Annotated in this window: 15 protein-coding genes and 2 pseudogenes; 11 read left to right on the top strand and 6 right to left on the bottom strand. The window is 33.2% G+C overall.

Features of this window, described 5'->3' with window-relative positions:
• Positions 1-25: 25 nt before the first annotated feature.
• From ABDW27_RS23415 to ABDW27_RS23395, 5 genes and pseudogenes are all read left to right on the top strand, one after another.
• A pseudogene (locus tag ABDW27_RS23415) lies at positions 26-1578 on the top strand (bifunctional response regulator/alkaline phosphatase family protein).
• 245 nt (positions 1579-1823) lie between these two features.
• Entirely contained in the window at positions 1824-2231 is a 408-nt protein-coding gene (tsaE, locus tag ABDW27_RS23410) for a tRNA (adenosine(37)-N6)-threonylcarbamoyltransferase complex ATPase subunit type 1 TsaE (RefSeq protein WP_343698097.1), read from the top strand.
• A gap of 166 nt (positions 2232-2397) precedes the next feature.
• Positions 2398-3596 (top strand): annotated as a pseudogene (locus tag ABDW27_RS23405) (alanine dehydrogenase).
• A 36-nt stretch (positions 3597-3632) separates the two neighbouring features.
• Positions 3633-4007 carry a DUF4258 domain-containing protein gene (locus tag ABDW27_RS23400; RefSeq protein WP_343698096.1) on the top strand — a complete coding sequence of 125 codons (375 nt, stop codon included), beginning with the start codon at positions 3633-3635 and terminating at the stop codon, positions 4005-4007.
• Between the two features lie 22 nt (positions 4008-4029).
• Entirely contained in the window at positions 4030-4689 is a 660-nt protein-coding gene (locus ABDW27_RS23395) for a hypothetical protein (RefSeq protein ID WP_343698095.1), read from the top strand.
• Between the two features lie 24 nt (positions 4690-4713).
• Here the strand turns inward: ABDW27_RS23395 and ABDW27_RS23390 are convergent, their stop codons facing one another.
• Positions 4714-5379: a uracil-DNA glycosylase gene (locus ABDW27_RS23390; RefSeq protein WP_343698094.1), complete on the bottom strand. Its 666-nt coding sequence runs from the start codon at positions 5377-5379 to the stop codon at positions 4714-4716.
• A gap of 133 nt (positions 5380-5512) precedes the next feature.
• Here ABDW27_RS23390 and ABDW27_RS23385 point away from each other — a divergent pair, with 133 nt between their 5' ends.
• The 3 genes from ABDW27_RS23385 to ABDW27_RS23375 all read left to right on the top strand — a co-directional run bounded on the left by ABDW27_RS23385 (position 5513) and on the right by ABDW27_RS23375 (position 8882).
• Positions 5513-7678, top strand: coding sequence for a DNA mismatch repair protein MutS (locus ABDW27_RS23385; protein WP_343698093.1), 2166 nt, complete (start codon positions 5513-5515; stop codon positions 7676-7678).
• A 346-nt stretch (positions 7679-8024) separates the two neighbouring features.
• Positions 8025-8330, top strand: a complete 306-nt coding sequence (locus tag ABDW27_RS23380) for a GIY-YIG nuclease family protein (RefSeq protein ID WP_343698092.1) — start codon at positions 8025-8027, stop codon at positions 8328-8330.
• 108 nt (positions 8331-8438) lie between these two features.
• A complete protein-coding gene (locus tag ABDW27_RS23375; RefSeq protein ID WP_343698091.1) occupies positions 8439-8882 on the top strand; it encodes a thiol-disulfide oxidoreductase DCC family protein in 444 nt (147 codons plus the stop codon).
• A gap of 186 nt (positions 8883-9068) precedes the next feature.
• Here the strand turns inward: ABDW27_RS23375 and ettA are convergent, their stop codons facing one another.
• The 3 genes from ettA to holA form a co-directional block, all read right to left on the bottom strand.
• Positions 9069-10760 (bottom strand): energy-dependent translational throttle protein EttA, encoded by a 1692-nt coding sequence (ettA, locus tag ABDW27_RS23370; RefSeq protein WP_073417276.1) that lies wholly within the window; start codon positions 10758-10760, stop codon positions 9069-9071.
• Positions 10761-10842: 82 nt separating this feature from the next.
• Complete coding sequence (locus tag ABDW27_RS23365) at positions 10843-11019, bottom strand: CAL67264 family membrane protein (RefSeq protein ID WP_208326824.1); 177 nt, start codon at positions 11017-11019, stop codon at positions 10843-10845.
• Positions 11020-11092: 73 nt separating this feature from the next.
• Positions 11093-12097: a DNA polymerase III subunit delta gene (gene holA, locus ABDW27_RS23360; protein ID WP_343698090.1), complete on the bottom strand. Its 1005-nt coding sequence runs from the start codon at positions 12095-12097 to the stop codon at positions 11093-11095.
• 96 nt (positions 12098-12193) lie between these two features.
• Here holA and ABDW27_RS23355 point away from each other — a divergent pair, with 96 nt between their 5' ends.
• From ABDW27_RS23355 to ABDW27_RS23345, 3 genes are read left to right on the top strand one after another with little or no spacing between them, the layout of a single operon-like run.
• Positions 12194-12646 (top strand): type I restriction enzyme HsdR N-terminal domain-containing protein, encoded by a 453-nt coding sequence (locus tag ABDW27_RS23355; RefSeq protein WP_343698089.1) that lies wholly within the window; start codon positions 12194-12196, stop codon positions 12644-12646.
• A gap of 14 nt (positions 12647-12660) precedes the next feature.
• Positions 12661-13680 (top strand): glycosyltransferase family 2 protein, encoded by a 1020-nt coding sequence (locus tag ABDW27_RS23350; protein ID WP_343698088.1) that lies wholly within the window; start codon positions 12661-12663, stop codon positions 13678-13680.
• Positions 13681-13714: 34 nt separating this feature from the next.
• The gene (locus ABDW27_RS23345) at positions 13715-14548 is read left to right on the top strand and encodes an OmpA family protein (RefSeq protein ID WP_343698087.1); all 834 of its coding nucleotides are present in this window, start codon (positions 13715-13717) and stop codon (positions 14546-14548) included.
• Between the two features lie 183 nt (positions 14549-14731).
• Here the strand turns inward: ABDW27_RS23345 and ABDW27_RS23340 are convergent, their stop codons facing one another.
• Both ABDW27_RS23340 and ABDW27_RS23335 read right to left on the bottom strand, forming a co-directional pair.
• Positions 14732-15352 carry an L-threonylcarbamoyladenylate synthase gene (locus tag ABDW27_RS23340; RefSeq protein WP_343698086.1) on the bottom strand — a complete coding sequence of 207 codons (621 nt, stop codon included), beginning with the start codon at positions 15350-15352 and terminating at the stop codon, positions 14732-14734.
• 142 nt (positions 15353-15494) lie between these two features.
• On the bottom strand, positions 15495-17831 hold the full coding sequence (locus ABDW27_RS23335) for a UvrD-helicase domain-containing protein (RefSeq protein ID WP_343698085.1): 2337 nt from the start codon (positions 17829-17831) through the stop codon (positions 15495-15497).
• Positions 17832-17987: the final 156 nt, after the last annotated feature.

Genomic DNA, 17987 nt, shown 5'->3' with positions numbered 1-17987 from the left:
AATTGCATTAAAATTAAAATTGCTTATGGATAAGATAAAAATACTTTGGGTTGATGATGAAATCGATCTTTTAAAGCCTCATATATTATTTCTCGAAAAAAAGAATTACGCTGTTACTACATGTAATAATGGCCTTGACGCTATTGCATTGTTTGAAGAAGAAAATTTCGACATTGTTTTTTTAGATGAAAATATGCCCGGAATGAGCGGTTTGGAAACGCTTTCTGAAATGAAAGAAAAAAATCAGCTATTCCGATGATTATGATTACTAAAAGCGAAGAAGAATATATAATGGAAGAAGCCATTGGTTCTAAAATTGCTGATTATTTGATAAAACCTGTAAATCCGAATCAGATTTTATTGAGTTTAAAGAAAAACCTTGACGATTCGAGATTAATTACCGAAAAAACAACATTAGATTACCAGAAAGAATTTCGTAAAATTTCTATGGAATTAGCGATGGTTAATTCGTATGAAGACTGGGTTGAATTGTATAAAAAACTGCTTTTTTGGGAATTAAAACTGGAAGACATCAACGATCAGGCGATGATTGAAATTCTTGAATCTCAAAAAGTTGAAGCCAATTCTCAGTTCGGAAAATATATCGAAAGAAATTATGAAGACTGGTTTGCTCCAAAAGCTGATAAACCTATTCAGTCTAACACTCTTTTTAAGGAATTAGTTGTTCCTGAAATCAAGAAGAAAGACAAACCAATTTTGTTTGTTGTAATTGATAATCTACGTTACGACCAGTGGAAATCTTTTGAAACTGTGATTTCAAACTATTATAAACTTGAAAAAGAAGTTCCTTACTATTCTATTCTTCCAACAGCAACGCAATACGCCAGAAACGCTATTTTCTCTGGCTTAATGCCTTTGGAAATGGAAAAACAATTTCCGCAATACTGGAAAAATGATGTAGAAGATGGTGGAAAAAACCTTTATGAAGCTGAATTTCTTTCGGCACAAATTAAACGTTTGGGATTAAACATTAAAGAAGATTATTTCAAAATTACTAACTATTCCGGTGGAAAAAAACTGGCCGAAAACTTCAAAGCTTTAAAAGGCAATGATTTAGTAACGGTTGTTTACAATTTCGTCGATATGCTTTCGCACGCTAAAACCGAAATGGAGGTCGTAAAAGAACTGGCTTCTGATGATAAAGCGTATCGTTCTTTGACTTTGAGCTGGTTTAAAAATTCGCCTTTATTAGAAATTATTCAGCAGGCACAGCTTTTAGGCTTTAAATTGATTTTAACCACAGATCACGGAACAATTAATGTAAAAAATCCGTCGAAAGTTGTGGGAGATAAAAATACAAGTCTAAATTTGCGTTACAAAACCGGACGTAGTTTAACATACGAACAAAAAGATGTTTATGTGGTTAAAGAACCTAAAACAATAGGTTTACCGGCTATAAATATGAGCAGTTCGTTTATTTTTGCCAAAAATGATTTTTTTCTGGCTTATGTAAACAACTATAATCATTATGTAAGTTATTATAAAAACACATATCAGCACGGCGGAATTTCGTTAGAAGAAATGATTATTCCGTTTTTGGTATTTAACCCTAAATAAAGTTTTCAGTCTCGGTTTTCAGTTTACAGTGAGTACTTGAAATTGATTTAAAAATAGATTTTGCCACAGATTAAAAAGATTAACACAGATTAAAAAATTCTTTAAAATCCTTTAATCTGTGGCAAAAAAATAATTTCGCTTTCGCGGAAGACAATTGAATAAACAAAAAGTTTTCAGTCGCAGTTTTCAGTCTCAGTCTGGAAACTGAAAACCGCGACTGAGACTTATAGATAAATAAAAACACAATGAACATCGTTTTTTCATTAGATCAAATAAAGGAAGTTGCCCAGCAAATTTTAGATTCAAATCCTAAAAAAATCATTCTTTTTAACGGCGAAATGGGTGTTGGAAAAACCACTCTCATTAAACAATTATGCAAAAATTTAGGAGTTGAAGACGCAACCAGCAGTCCAACTTTTTCATTGGTAAATGAATATTATACTTCTAATAATCAAACTGTTTATCATTTTGATTTCTATAGATTAAATAAAGAAACAGAAGCGCTTGATATGGGTGTGGATGATTATTTATATTCCGGAAACTGGTGTTTTATTGAATGGTCTGAAAAAATTGCAAGTTTACTTCCGGAAGATACTTCAACTATTACAATTGAATTATTGGCGGATGGAAAAAGAGAATTAAAATTAGCTTAAAAAAACTCTGTGAACCTCTGTGATTTTTTTGTGAATCTTTGTGGTAAAAATTTACACCAAGAGAAACGAAAAATAACTTAACATTAGAGCTTTAGTATTAGCAGAATTTTTGCATTAATTTTAAAACTTTTTACGTAATTTGTACCCTTAATTTTTTGCACAGTCCATGTCAATTACCTTAACTCCATTTACAAAACAACAATTAATACCACAAGAAGAAAAACTTGAGGTTGGTCGTTTTAAAAGAGAACTTTTCATAGGAATTCCTAAAGAAACAAGTTATCAGGAACGTCGTATCTGTTTAACGCCAGATGCCGTAAATTCTCTGACATACGAAGGTCATCGCGTGATGATCGAATCTGGAGCTGGAGAAAGTTCGAGTTATACCGATAAGGAATATGCAGATGCCGGTGCAGAAATTACAAAAGACACCAAAAGAGTTTTTGGATGTCCATTTTTATTAAAAGTTGAGCCGCCTACATTGGCCGAAATTGAAATGATAAATCCTGAAACGGTTATTATTTCTGCTATTCAATTAAAAACAAAAAAAGAGAATACTTCGAAGCTTTAGCACAAAAAAAGATCACAGCTTTGGCTTTTGAATATATTAAAGACGAAGACGGATCTTATCCTGCTGTAAAATCCCTTAGTGAAATTGCCGGAACTGCTTCTATCCTTATTGCTGCAGAATTAATGATTACTGACGAATTTGGAAAAGGACTTTTATTTGGAAACATTACCGGAGTTCCTCCTACCGAAGTTGTAATTTTGGGTGCCGGAACTGTTGGCGAATTTGCTGCAAAAACCGCAATTGGTCTGGGAGCAAACGTGAAAGTATTCGACAATTCGATTACAAAACTTCGTCGTTTACAAAACAATTTAAACCAACGAATTTTCACATCAACCATACAGCAAAAAGCTTTATTAAAAGCTTTAAGACGTTGTGATGTTGCGATTGGTGCAATGCGAGGAAAAGAACGCTGTCCAATTGTGGTTACTGAAACCATGGTTGAACACATGAAAAAAGGCGCCGTAATTGTAGATGTAAGTATCGATACCGGCGGATGTTTTGAAAGTTCTGAAGTTACAACTCACGAAAAACCGACATTCATAAAAAATAATGTTTTGCACTATTGTGTGCCAAATATTCCTTCACGTTATTCTAAAACAGCCTCATTATCAATAAGTAACATCTTAACACCTTACCTGCATCAGATAGCCGAAGATGGTGGTTTAGAAAGCGCTATCAGATGTAATAAAGGGCTTAAAAACGGAATTTATCTGTATCATGGAATTCTAACAAACAAGGCTATTGGCGACTGGTTTGACCTGCCAGACAACGATATTAATTTACTTGTATTTTAAAGGAACTTTAATGTACCTTTGCAAAAATTTTATTTCATGAAGTTCGTACATCGTTTTGCATATTATTTGATTGGTCTCGTAATGGGATGTTTTATTGTTTCTGGATTTTTTATTGGTAAAGATACCCGCTGCAATTATTTTCCGAATGCCCGAGTTTTAAACAATCTAAGAACTAAACCTTTTCAATATTCTGACAAAGCTGTTCAGACCTTAAATGAAAAATGGGTTGATACGGCTGATGTAAAAAATACTTTAACATACGGTGATGTTGATTTTGACCAAAGCAATATTCCGTACAAAAAAGGGAAATTGTACACAATTGAAGGAAAAACAGTTAAAAACCAAGAAATTACACTTAAAGTAGTGAATTACGAAGACAAAGCTGTTTTAGAAGAAATCATTAAAAAATAATTCCTAATTTATTTTTTGGCTCATGAGCAAAACCAATAGAATCTTCTTTTATGATAATCCATACCCGCTGGGTCATACTTTAGAAGAATTTGTTTGGAGTGCAAGAGTCGATCCTGAAAGAGGATTATTATTTGATTTTCACCTGATAACCGATTCTTATTATGCCGAAGATGATTCTGATGATGATGAAGATGTTGAGTCAGATTGGAAAGCAAAAATAGTTTGGGGAAATTATCACAATTGTATTTTATCCTCAACCGAATGGCATTCAGGCGGAATCGTGATGGGAACTCCGGAGAATAAATTTGATTTTTCTAAATTTAATCATGGAATTCTAACTGCTGATAAATTTCCTTTAGAAGATAATTTCGATTTTCAGGATTTAGCTTTTTATATCTATTTATTAGGACATGACAGCTGCTGCGACCATAAAATAGTTTTAGACAGAAATGCTGATAATACTTTCGAAATTTCCTGGACTGGCAAAATTGCCCGAACGTATTATGGCGATTATGAATTCAAACATTCGTTTGAAGCCAATATCAGCAAAGTAAAATTTGACGGAATATATTTTAAGTACGGTCTTAGTTTAGAAGAAAATCTAAAAATCCTTCAGGATTGCACAGTAGATCCAAGTATTTTTAAAATTGGAGATAACAAATTTGAGGTTCTAAATTATTAGAATAAAATAGAACCTGATTTTGTATTACCACTCAATTTCTTTAAGTCCTTTTGATTTCAGGAAAGCATTTGTTTGGCTAAAATGCTTATTTCCAAACCAAAAACCTCTATTCGCACTTAAAGGAGAAGGATGACCTGATTTTAAAATATGATGTTTTGAAGAATCGATCAATGCCGCTTTCTTTTGAGCAAAACCGCCCCAAAGCAAGAAAACAACATTTTCTTTTTCGGCAGAAATTTGTTTGATAACAGCATCGGTGAATTTTTCCCAGCCTTTTCCCTGATGACTTCCAGCTTCAGATTGTCTAACCGTTAAAGCAGCATTTAAAAGAAAAACACCCTGATCTGCCCAGCGTTCTAAATTTCCGGTTGGCGGAAGCGGCTTACCAAGATCGGTTTCTATTTCTTTGAAAATATTATATAACGAAGGCGGGAACGGAATCCCATCATTAACTGAAAAACATAAACCATTGGCCTGATTTGGACCATGATACGGATCCTGACCAATGATAACCACTTTAACCTGATCAAAATGACAATGATCAAAAGCTGAAAAAATCTGGCTTCCTTTAGGATAACAAACCTTAGAAGCATATTCTGATTTTACAAAATTAATTAACTCGTCGAAATAAGGCTTTTCAAATTCTTCTTTCAAAACTGGCTTCCATGAAGAATGCATTTTTACGTCCATGTCTTTTTTTTTGCGAATTTCAGAAAATTTTAAGTAAAATCATACTTTAACAAACAATAAAATTAGATTAAAACTTTACAGTGTTCAATTATACATTTTCGTATTTTTGCCTGTACTTTCTTAAAGAAATTAAATGATTAGTATTACCGATAAAACATTACAAGACTTACAATTTCCAACTGTTCTTGAAACCATCTCTGATGGCTGCAACACCGATATTGGAAAAGAAAAAGCTTTACAAATAAAACCATTTAGAGACAAAGAAGAACTAATGTCGGCTTTAATGCAGACATCTGAATATGTGTCTTCTTTCCAAAATAACAACGCAATTCCAAATCATGGTTTTGATGCTATTTCGCATGAAATTAAGTTTTTAGCAATTGAAGACAGTTTTCTTGAAGTAGGAAGTTTTAGAAAAATTTCTACACTTTCTTCTACTACAAATGTACTTTTGACTTTCCTTAAAAAGTTTGACGATTATTATCCAAATCTAAATGCAAGAGCGTCGAGAGTAGAATATACAAAAGAAATTGTCACTTTAATTGATGCGATTGTAGATAAATATGGTGAAATTAAAGACAACGCCTCGCCTGCTCTTTTGAGCATTCGCCAAAACATGAATTTGGTTCGCGGAAAAGTAAACCAAAGTTTTGGAGTTGCTCTTACACAATATAATAGCTTAGGATATCTTGACGATATTAAAGAAAGTTTTGTTCAAAACCGAAGAGTTTTGGCCGTTTTAGCCATGTACCGCAGAAAAGTAAAAGGTTCCATTTTAGGAAGTTCAAAAACAGGAAGCATTGCTTACATTGAGCCCGAAGCTACTTTAAAATATTCTCGCGAACTGGCAAATCTTGAATATGAAGAAAAGGAAGAAATTACAAGAATTTTAAAACAGCTTTCAAATGCTGTTCGACCATTTTTACCTTTACTTATTGAATATCAGGATTTTTTAAGTGACATTGATGTCGTTGCCGGAAAAGCTAAATATGCAAATCGCATAAACGGAATTTTGCCGACAATTACAGAAGAACGCCGATTATTTTTTAGAGAAGCGTATCACCCAATTTTGTATTTGAACAATAAACAAAAACAAGAAGTTACGCATCCGCAGACTATTGAACTAAAACAAGAAAACAGAATTATTGTAATTTCCGGACCGAATGCCGGAGGAAAAACCATTTCGTTAAAAACAGTTGGTTTATTACAATTAATGCTGCAAGCCGGAATTTTAATTCCTGTTCATGAGCGAAGTGAAACTTTCTTGTTTGACAGAATTTTAACTGACATTGGAGACAATCAATCTATTGAAAATCATTTAAGTACATATTCATATCGTTTAAAAAACATGAATTATTTCTTGAAAAAATGCAACAAGAAAACCATGTTTTTAATTGACGAGTTTGGTACAGGTTCAGATCCTGAACTAGGTGGAGCTTTGGCAGAAATATTCCTTGAAGAATTTTACTATCGTGAAGCTTTCGGAATTATTACAACGCATTATGCCAACCTAAAAATTCTGGCAAACGAGTTACCTCATGCAACAAATGCGAATATGATGTTTGACGAAAAATCTTTAGAACCAATGTACAAATTGGCTCTTGGTCAGGCGGGTAGTTCGTTTACATTTGAAGTGGCACAAAAAAATGGTATTCCGTTTGGATTGATTAATCGTGCGAAAAAGAAAATCGAAGTTGGAAAAGTTCGTTTTGATAAAACTATTGCCAATCTTCAAAAAGAAAGATCGAAGCTTGAAAAAACTTCTCTTAATTTAAAAGAAGAAGAAACTCGTGCGCGCGAGGAAAGCAAAAAGATGGAAAACATCAATACCAGAATTCAGCAGAAACTGGAAAGTTATCAGGAATTGTATGACAGCAATCAGAAAATCATTTACATAGGTCAAAAAATCGATGATATTGCTGAGAAATATTTTAACAACAAAAACAAAAAAGAACTTATTGGTGAATTTTTGAAAATTGTTGAAATTGAAAATTCTAAGCGTAAAAAAGCAACTCCTAAAGAAGTTAAAGCCAAAGTTGAAAAACAAAAAGAAGTTCTAGCAGAAGTAAAAGTAAAAGTTGAAGAAATACGTCAGGAGAAAAAAGAGAAAAAACTTAAACCTGTTGTAGAAAAACCGAAACCAATATTAAAAGTTGGTGACAGAGTTAGAATGCTCGACGGAAGATCTGTTGGTAGTATTGATTTAATTGAAAAAAATAAAGCAACTGTTAATTACGGAATTTTTACTTCGAAAGTAAGTTTGGACGAATTGGAATTGGTAGAAGCAGTTAAGAAATAAGTTTTCAGTCTCAGTAACAGTTTTCAGTCTTAAAAAACAGTGTTTTTTAGCTAAAATTAAAATAAAGCGATTTAAGGGGTGATTTTTAAAATTACAACTGCAAAGATGTAAAAAAATCAAAAATCGTTTAAAAATAATTTATTGAAGCCGATTTTGATTCATAAAAACTATACTTCTTTTAAAATTTATAACAAAAATAAATAGTAGTAAAAATATTACAATTTAAGTTTTTTGTTTTTTAGTTTTGTCATTGCGAGGAACGAAGCAACCACACTAAGCATTGATAAACAAAAAGTTTATCAAATTAAGTTATTGTTTCTTCCTCTAATGTCTTAACAATTAAAATATGAAACCTGGATTTGTTTATATAATTACAAATAAATATCAAACTGTTGTATATACTGGTGTAACCTCAAATCTGCCTAAAAGAATTTTAGAGCACAAAAACAAAAAATATCCAAAATCATTTTCAGCTCGTTATGATGTAAATATTTTAGTTTATTATGAACAGTTCCAATGGATTGAAGATGCTATTACAAGAGAAAAACAAATTAAAGCAGGATCTAGGAAGGCAAAAAATAATTTAATTCGATCAATGAATCCAACTTGGAAAGATTTATTTGAAGAAATTGAAGATGTAATGATTATATAAAAATCAAATTGAAAAACATCGTGAGATTGCTTCGTTCCTCGCAAAGACACACACGCAAGGTCATTGCGAGGAACGAAGCAACCTCACTAACATGAACAACTATAACATATGAAAACTCAAAATCAGATTGCTTCGTTCCTCGCAATGACTGCCGAAAACAAAAAAATAATTCTCTTTGATGGTGTCTGCAATTTATGCAACGGAGCGGTTCAATTTATCATCAAACATGATAAAAAAGATATTTTCCGTTTTGTAGCATTACAATCTGATTTGGGAAAAGCAATCTGTGATTATATTGGTGTTGACCAAACAAAAATCGACAGCATTATTCTATATAATCCGGGAGTCGCTTATTATTACAAATCTTCGGCTGTATTAGAAATTGGTAAAGATTTAGGTGGAGTTTATAGCTTTTTTTCAGCTTTTAAAATTTTACCCGAAAATCTTCGAAATTACATTTACGACTATATTGCAAAAAATCGTTACAAATGGTACGGCAAAAAAGAAAGCTGTATGATTCCTACTCCGGAATTAAAAGCAAAATTTCTTTAAATTCCTATTTTTAGACAATATTGTCATTTCGACGAAGGAGAAATCTCCGCAAGTAACTCCGTAACGAAAACCCAATCTTTGTCGAGCTTCTCACGAGATTTATCCTTCCTCGAAATGACAAATAAAAAATCCCAAATTCGCAAAATCGGAATTTGGGATTTTTTTATTGAAAATTATCAGATCTTATTATCTAATTAATTTTCTATACTTAATACGTTTTGGAGTTAAATCACCACCAAGACGTTTCTTTTTATTTTCTTCATAATCAGAGAAACTTCCTTCGAAGAAATAAACTTCAGAGTCTCCTTCAAAAGCTAAGATGTGCGTACAAATTCTGTCTAAGAACCATCTGTCGTGCGAAATAATTACGGCACAACCAGCAAAATTCTCCAAACCTTCTTCAAGTGCACGAAGTGTATTAACATCCAGGTCGTTCGTAGGCTCATCCAGTAAAAGTACGTTTCCTTCTTCTTTCAATGTCATTGCTAAGTGTAAACGGTTGCGTTCTCCACCAGAAAGCATCGAAACTTTTTTGTTTTGCTCTCCACCACCAAAATTGAAACGAGATAAATAAGCTCTTGAATTAACTTGCTTACCTCCCATCATAATTAATTCCTGACCGTCAGCAAAGTTTTCCCAAATAGATTTATTCGGATCAATATTAGAATGTGACTGATCTACGTAAGCAATTTTTACAGTTTCTCCAACCGTAAATTCACCGCTGTCTGTAGCCTGCTCGCCCATAATCATTTTGAAAATTGTAGATTTACCAGCACCGTTTGGCCCGATAATTCCAACAATTCCGGCTTGTGGCAAAGTAAAGTTTAAGTTATCGTACAATAATTTGTCTCCAAAAGCTTTGGCAACATTTTTTGCTTCGATAACATTTGTTCCTAAACGAGGACCATTCGGGATATAAATTTCCAGATTTTCATCTAGTTGTTTTTGGTCTTCATTTAATAATTTGTCGTAATTCTGTAAACGAGCTTTTTGTTTTGTCTGACGACCTTTTGCTCCCTGACGAACCCATTCTAACTCGCGTTCTAAAGTTTTTCTACGTTTAGAAGCTACTTTTTCTTCCTGAGCCATACGGTTTGATTTTTGATCTAACCAAGAAGAATAGTTTCCTTTCCATGGAATACCTTCTCCTCTATCCAACTCAAGAATCCAGCCAGCCACATTATCAAGGAAATAACGGTCGTGCGTTACAGCAATAACTGTTCCTGCATATTGTGCTAAGTGCTGCTCTAACCAAAGAACTGACTCAGCATCAAGGTGGTTGGTAGGCTCATCCAGAAGTAATACATCTGGCTGTTGTAATAATAAACGACATAAAGCTACACGACGACGCTCTCCTCCTGAAAGGTTTTTGATAGGAGTATCTCCATCCGGAGTACGAAGCGCATCCATTGCGATTTCTAATTTGGTATCGATTTCCCAAGCTCCAAGTGCATCAATTTTATCTTGTAATGCCGCCTGACGATCCATCAATTTATCCATTTTATCCTGATCTTCGTAATATTCCGGAAGACCGAATAAGTCATTGATTTGGTTGTATTCCTCTAAAACTGCCATAGTTTCTGCAGCTCCTTCACGAACTACTTCGATTACAGTTTTAGAATCATCAAGAATTGGCTCCTGCTCTAAATATCCTACAGTGTAACCCGGCTGAAAAACAACATCACCCTGATAGTTTTTATCTACACCTGCAATGATTTTTAAAAGAGAAGATTTTCCAGAACCGTTAAGTCCTAAAATACCAATTTTTGCTCCGTAAAAGAAACTTAAATAAATGTTTTTAAGTACCGGTTTGTCTGCTCCCTGATAGGTTTTACTCAATTTTTGCATTGAGAAAATTACTTTCTTATCGTCTGACATATTATGTTTATTGTTTTTAGTTTATTGTTTTTATTAATTTTTGAATATTGCAATTGATTTTTACAATTGACATTGAATAGAATTAAACTCTGCCTTTTAAAGCATTAAAAACCCAGGCATTAGCAAGAAAACCAACACCTGTAGCAGCAAATCCCCAGCCAGATACTTCACTGTATCTAAAAGCCCCAAGACCTATAAGCAACAATCCCATAAGTACCATTATAAAAGTAGCCCATCCTAAAACGGTATTTTTATTCATTCCCATAATTGTGTAATTAATTTTTTAAAGCAGTAATTTTTTTAGAAACGCAAATATCGTGAATTTTAATGGCTTAATTAAATATTTTATAAAGCATTTCTTTAAGTAAATCAGATTGTGGTAACGCATTGGCTCCTACTCCTTTACTTTTAACATCAATATCACGTAAAGCGCCAACAATCTGACTCACTTTTCGCATTGGGTAATTTTTTATAGCTAAATCATATTCTTTTAGAAAAAAAGGATTTACACCTAAGGCACTCGCTACATTTTTAGGATTTTTATCTTTTAATCCATGGTATTTTAAAAGCTGAACAAAAAATCCAAAAACCAATCCGGTAGTCATTACAAGCGGATATTCTTTAGGATTATGAGCAAAATTCTCCGCTATTTTGTAGGCTTTTAGCTGATTACGTTCTCCAATTGCTTTTCGAAGTTCAAATACATTATAGTCTTTACTGAAACCAATATTTTCTTCAATATGCTGAGGCGTAATCATGGTTCCCTGCGGTAAAATGATTTGCAGTTTTTCTAATTCGTTATTGATTTTACTTAAGTCTGTCCCTAAAAACTCCACCAGCATAGCGTTTGCTTTTGGATCGATTGTGTATTTTTTTCCGGCCAGAACGCGTTTAATCCAGTCTCCTACCTGATTCTCATATAACTTTTTACTCTCATAAACAATTCCTTTTTGCGCTATAAGTTTAGTAACTTTTTTACGTTTATCAAGGGTTTTATATTTGTAACAAAAAACTAAAACTGTTGTATCCAGCGGATTCTCAACATACGATTCTATTTTATCAATTGTTCTTGACAAATCCTGAGCTTCTTTTACAATAACAACCTGACGATCAGCCATCATTGGGTAACGTTTTGCTGTCGAAACTATTTCATCAATGGTTACATCTCTTCCGTAAAGAACCGTTTGATTGAAACCTTTTTCTTCTTCAGCCAATACATTCTGTTCAATATACTCAGACAGCTTATCTATATAATAAGGTTCTTCACCCATAAAAAAATAAATAGGTTTTATATCTCCTGCCTTAATATCATTAACAATTTTTACAACTTCGTCCATTCAAATATTTTTGTTTCAAGTTCAAGGTTTCAGGTTACAATTCCAAAACTTGAAACTTTAAACCTGAAACCTCAAACTATTTTATATTTTTGCTTTATGCTAAAACTAAATTTCCCTACTTATACTTTCCGATTCAAAAATAGCGAAAATAAAGTGTCTATTTTTGATGAAATCAGGAAAAAATTTATCATTCTTACTCCCGAAGAATGGGTTCGTCAGCATGTAGTTCATTATTTAATTAATGAAAAAAAATACCCAAAATCGCTTATCAATGTTGAGAAAGTTTTAACTATCAACGGATTAAGAAAAAGATACGATGTTGTAGTTTTTAACCCGGATGGTTCTATACATATATTAGTTGAGTGTAAAGCACCTGAAGTAAAGATATCACAAGCCGTTTTTGACCAGATTGCCCGCTATAACATGACTATGCAGGCACGGTTTTTGAACGTTACAAACGGACTGAATCATTATTATTGCCAAATGGACTTTGAAAATGAAAAATATCAGTTTTTACCAAGCTTACCAGATTACCATAATATTAAATAATTAAAAGAATACTTTTGGATAAAATAGCAGTTGTCATTTTAAATTGGAACGGAGTTAAATTGTTGGAGCAATTTTTACCTTCGGTTCTGCAATACTCTAAAGAAGCCACTATATATGTTGCTGATAATGCATCTACAGATACTTCTGTAAATTTCGTTAAAGAAAATTATCCTTCAGTAAAAATCATTCAAAATAATGGAAATCATGGTTTTGCTAAGGGCTATAATGATGCTCTTCAAAATGTAGATGCCAAAATTTATGCTTTGGTTAATTCTGATATTGAAGTTACAGAAAACTGGTTAAAACCTATTATTGAAACTTTTGACAGAGAAAAACAAACAGCCATTATCCAGCCAAAAATTCTCGATTTTAAAAATAAGGAATATTTTGAATACGCGGGAGGTGCCGGTGGTTTTATTGATAAGTATGGTTTTCCATATTGCAGAGGCCGAATTTTTGATACTTTAGAAAAAGATAACGGACAGTATAATGATAATTGTGAATTATTCTGGGCATCGGGAGCTTGTTTTTTTATCAGAAGAGAGGTTTATCATCAATTAAAAGGTTTTGATGAAGGCTTTTTTGCTCATCAGGAAGAAATTGATTTATGCTGGCGTGCTTTGAATGAAGGACATATTATAAAATACAATTCAGAATCAGTAGTTTATCATGTTGGAGGAGCAACTTTACAACAAGGAAATCCGAGAAAAACGTTTCTAAACTTTAGAAATTCTTTATTAATGCTCGTTAAAAACCTGCCTAAAAAAGGAATGTTTTCTGTGATTTTCTTCCGAATGGTTTTAGACGGAATTGCAGGTATCCGTTTTCTTACACAAGGTAAATTTGGGCATACTTTTGCTATTTTGAAGGCACATTTTTCTTTTTATTCGCTATCTTTAAAATATCTTAAAAAACGTAAAAATTCTCAAATAGACCAATACTATAGTGTAAAAAGTATCGTTTACTTGTATTACGTGAAGAAAATAAAGGTTTTTAAAGAAATCTTTAACAGTAATCAAAATATTAAAAACTAAATTTGTAATCAACGTTTAATTAAATATAATACCTATGAGAAAAATAGTTATCGCACTATCAGTATTAATGGCCTTAACTTCGTGTGTATCGAAAAAGGAATATGCGGCACTAGAAGCTAAGCAAAAAGAGACACAAGATTTATTAAACTCTTGCACAGTTAAATTAAACTCTTGTCTTGAAGAAAAAGCAGGATTAGCAGCAACAGCTGAAAGCTATAAACAACACAATCAAGATTTAATTAACAGCTCTAAAGACCTAACTGTTTTAACTACTAAAGGTGCTGAAAATCTTGAAAAATCTCTAGAAAGTTTAAAAGAAAAAGATTTAAAAATCTCTAGACTTCAGGATGCACTTACTAAAAAAGACAGTGTAACTTTAGCATTAGTTACAAGTTTAAAAGGTGCAGTTGGAATCAACGATCCGGATATCGAAGTAAATGTTGAAAAAGGAGTTGTATTTATTTCTATCGCTGATAAATTATTATTTAAAAGCGGAAGCTACGAGGTTAGCGACAAAGCAAAATCTGTTTTGGCTAAAGTAGCAAAAGTAGTAAACGACAAACCTGATTTCGAATGTATGGTTGAAGGTCATACTGATGATGTTCCTTACAAAAGCAACGGAGTATTGTTAGACAACTGGGATTTAAGTGTTAAACGTTCTACTTCTATCGTTCGTGTCTTAACAAATGACTTAAATGTTAACCCTGCAAAATTAATTGCTGCTGGTAGAAGTTCTTATGTACCATTAGTAGCTAATGATTCAGCAGAAAACAAAGCTCGTAACAGAAGAACTCGTATCGTTGTTATGCCGAAAATTGATCAGTTCTATGACATGATCGAAAAAGAAATGAAAAAACAAGCTAAATAATAGCAGCTTTCTCATAAAGAAAAAGCAGGTCGATTGACCTGCTTTTTTTATGTATTCGTAATTTTTTTCTAATATCCAATTAGACACAAATTAAGAATAACATTATTTTTATTAACTAACTAAATTTTAACTATACTAAAGTTAGTCATAATTTTTCAACTTTTATATGATTTCAGTATTTTTTTACAGAATATCTATATCGCCTTTTCCTTCTCTCACAATAACTGGTTCATATTCTGATAAATCAATAATTGTTGAACCTACATTATCCCCGTAACCTCCGTCAATTACAACATCTACTAAATTTTGCCATTTTTCAAAAATCAACTCAGGATCTGTAGTATATTCAATTACATCATCTTCATCCCTTATAGAAGTAGAAACAACCGGATTTCCTAACTGACGTACTATTTCCAGAATAATATTGTTATCAGGAACACGAATACCAACTGTGGTTTTCTTTTTAAATTCTTTAGGAAGATTATTATTTCCGGGTAAAATGAAAGTATAAGGTCCTGGTAAAGCCCTTTTTAAAATTTTAAAAGTCGAAGTATCGATTTGACGAACATAATCTGATAAATTGCTCAAATCATGACAAATGAATGAGAAATTTGCTTTCTCTAATTTTACTCCTTTGATTTTTGCAATTTTTTCTAACGCTCTCGAATTGGTAATATCACAGCCTAAACCATAAACAGTATCAGTTGGATAAATTACCAAACCACCATTCTGAAGCACTTTTACAACTTTTGCAATTGCAGCTTCACTAGGTTTATCCGGGTATATTTTTATGAATTCAGCCATTTTATTTTTGTTTCAAGTTTTGTTTGTTTCAAGTTTCAAGTTCTATGCTATCAGTCTGAGCGAAGTCGAAGCCCACGTCCTATTGGAGCGCCCTTCGACTATGCTCAGGGTGACAATCTTTTTCAAAACCTAAAACTTTTATTTATCCTACGACATCTAATTTAGCAAATCTTAAGAGAAGTTTTTTAATTCCTCCTACTTCAAATTTAATTTCAGCTTTTTTATCGGCACCAACACCTTCCAGATTAATAACTTCACCTTTTCCAAAACGTTCGTGCATTACGACATTTCCAACTGTAAGCTTGTTATCAAATAAATTAGCATTGCTATTTGTTGGAGCATTTCCAGAAACTGGTTTTAGTTTTCTAATATTTAAGTCCGGTTTCGGATTATTATCTGTAACATGTTTTGGCGGGGTTCCGCTTACTGGTTTAGCCAATCGCAATTTTGATTTATCTACATCACCAAAAATATCACCATCGATAGGCGATTTGTATCTGTAATTACTTTCAGCAGGCGTTAAATATTCTAAATACTGTCCGTCAATTTCCTCAATAAAACGAGAAGGTTCACTATCAGTCAATTTACCCCAACGGTAACGAGATTGTGCATACGTCAAATAAGCTTGGTGTTCGGCACGAGTTAAGGCTACATAAAACAAACGACGTTCTTCTTCAAGTTCGCTTCGTGTGCTCATACTCATCGCACTCGGAAACAAATCTTCTTCCATACCTACAACAAATACATGCGGAAACTCAAGTCCTTTTGCTAAGTGAATCGTCATCAGCGCCACACGATCTTCGTCGGTTGTATCCTTATCTAAATCAGTGGCAAGCGCTACGTCTTCCATAAATTCAGACAAAGCACCTCTTGCACCATCAATTTCTCTTTGGCCTTCGGTAAAATCCTTAATACCGTTTAAAAGTTCTTCGATATTCTGAATTTTAGCCATTCCTTCCGGCGTGGCATCTTTCTTTAATTCCTGAACCAAACCTGTTTTTTTGGCAACGTGATCAGTTACATAAAATGCATCCTGATTTTGGTCGATAACCTGAAAACTCTGAATCATCGTTACAAAATCTTTCAGTTTGTTTTTAGTTCCGGCATTCAGTTTTAAATCAATTTTATCAATATTAACCATCACTTCCCAAATCGAACGTTTGTAATGATTGGCAGCAATCGTTAATTTCTCTACAGTTGTATCTCCAATTCCACGCGCCGGATAATTGATAACACGTATTAAAGCTTCTTCATCTTTTGGATTGATTACCAAACGCAAATAACACAAAACATCTTTTATTTCTTTACGCTGATAAAAAGACAAGCCTCCATAAATTCTATACGGAATATCTCTTTTTCTCAACGCATCCTCCATTGCACGCGATTGTGCATTGGTGCGGTATAAAATTGCAAAAGCTCCATTATGAAGCTGATTTTGCATTTTCTGTTCAAAAATTGTACTGGCAACAAAACGACCTTCTTCTGCATCGGTCAAACTTCTGTGGACTTTAATCTTTGGACCAAATTCATTAGCTGTCCAAACAACTTTGTCTAATTTGGTTTTGTTATGATCCATAACCGTATTAGCCGCTTCAACAATATTTCGTGTCGAACGGTAATTTTGTTCTAATCGATACATTACAACACCTTCGTAATCCTTCTGGAAATTCAGGATATTATTGATATTTGCTCCACGAAACGCATAAATACTCTGTGCATCATCACCAACCACACAAATATTCTGAAACCTGTCTGATAAAGCCCTAACGATCAAATACTGAGAGTGATTCGTATCCTGGTACTCATCAACCAAAATATAACGAAAACGATCCTGATATTTTGCTAAAACTTCTGGAAAACGAGTTAATAATTCATTGGTTTTCAACAACAAATCATCAAAATCCATTGCTCCGGCTTTAAAGCAGCGCTCTACATACTGCTGATAGATTTCTCCCAAACGAGGCCTTTTTGCCATTGCATCGGCCTCTATTAATTCCGGATTATTGAAATAAGCTTTTACTGTGATTAAACTATTTTTATAACTTGATATACGACCTAAAATTTGCTTAGGCTTATAAATATCTCGATCCAGCTGCATTTCTTTAATAATAGCAGAAATCAATCTCGCCGAATCCTGAGAATCATAAATTGTAAAATTGGATGGATAACCTAAATGATCCGCTTCCGAACGAAGAATACGGGCAAAAATAGAGTGAAATGTTCCCATCCAAAGATTTTTAGCTTCAGAAGCTCCCACGATATCAGAGATCCTGTGTTTCATTTCACGAGCCGCCTTATTGGTAAAAGTCAGCGATAAAATATTGAAGGCGTCAATTCCCTGAGCCATCAAATAAGCAATTCTAATTGTTAAAACACGGGTTTTTCCCGAACCTGCACCAGCAATAATAATCATTGGCCCGTCTTTCTGTAAAACGGGTGCTCGTTGCGCTTCGTTGAGCTGGTCAATATATTTCTGCATGTAAATTTTCTCCTTTTATGCAAAAATAAGAATTATAGATTTAATAAGCTACTATCCCGATAACTATCGGGACTGAGGTTCTAAGGTTCTAAGTTTTTTTCATTTTTTGAAGCCAAACAAAAGGCCTTTTTTCTGGCATGGGTTCCCGCTTTCGGC

Source organism: Flavobacterium sp. (assembly GCF_039595935.1).
In the GTDB taxonomy this organism is placed as follows: domain Bacteria; phylum Bacteroidota; class Bacteroidia; order Flavobacteriales; family Flavobacteriaceae; genus Flavobacterium.
Note: the sequence above shows the minus strand (reverse complement) of the source record. Positions and strands in the feature narration are given on the sequence as shown.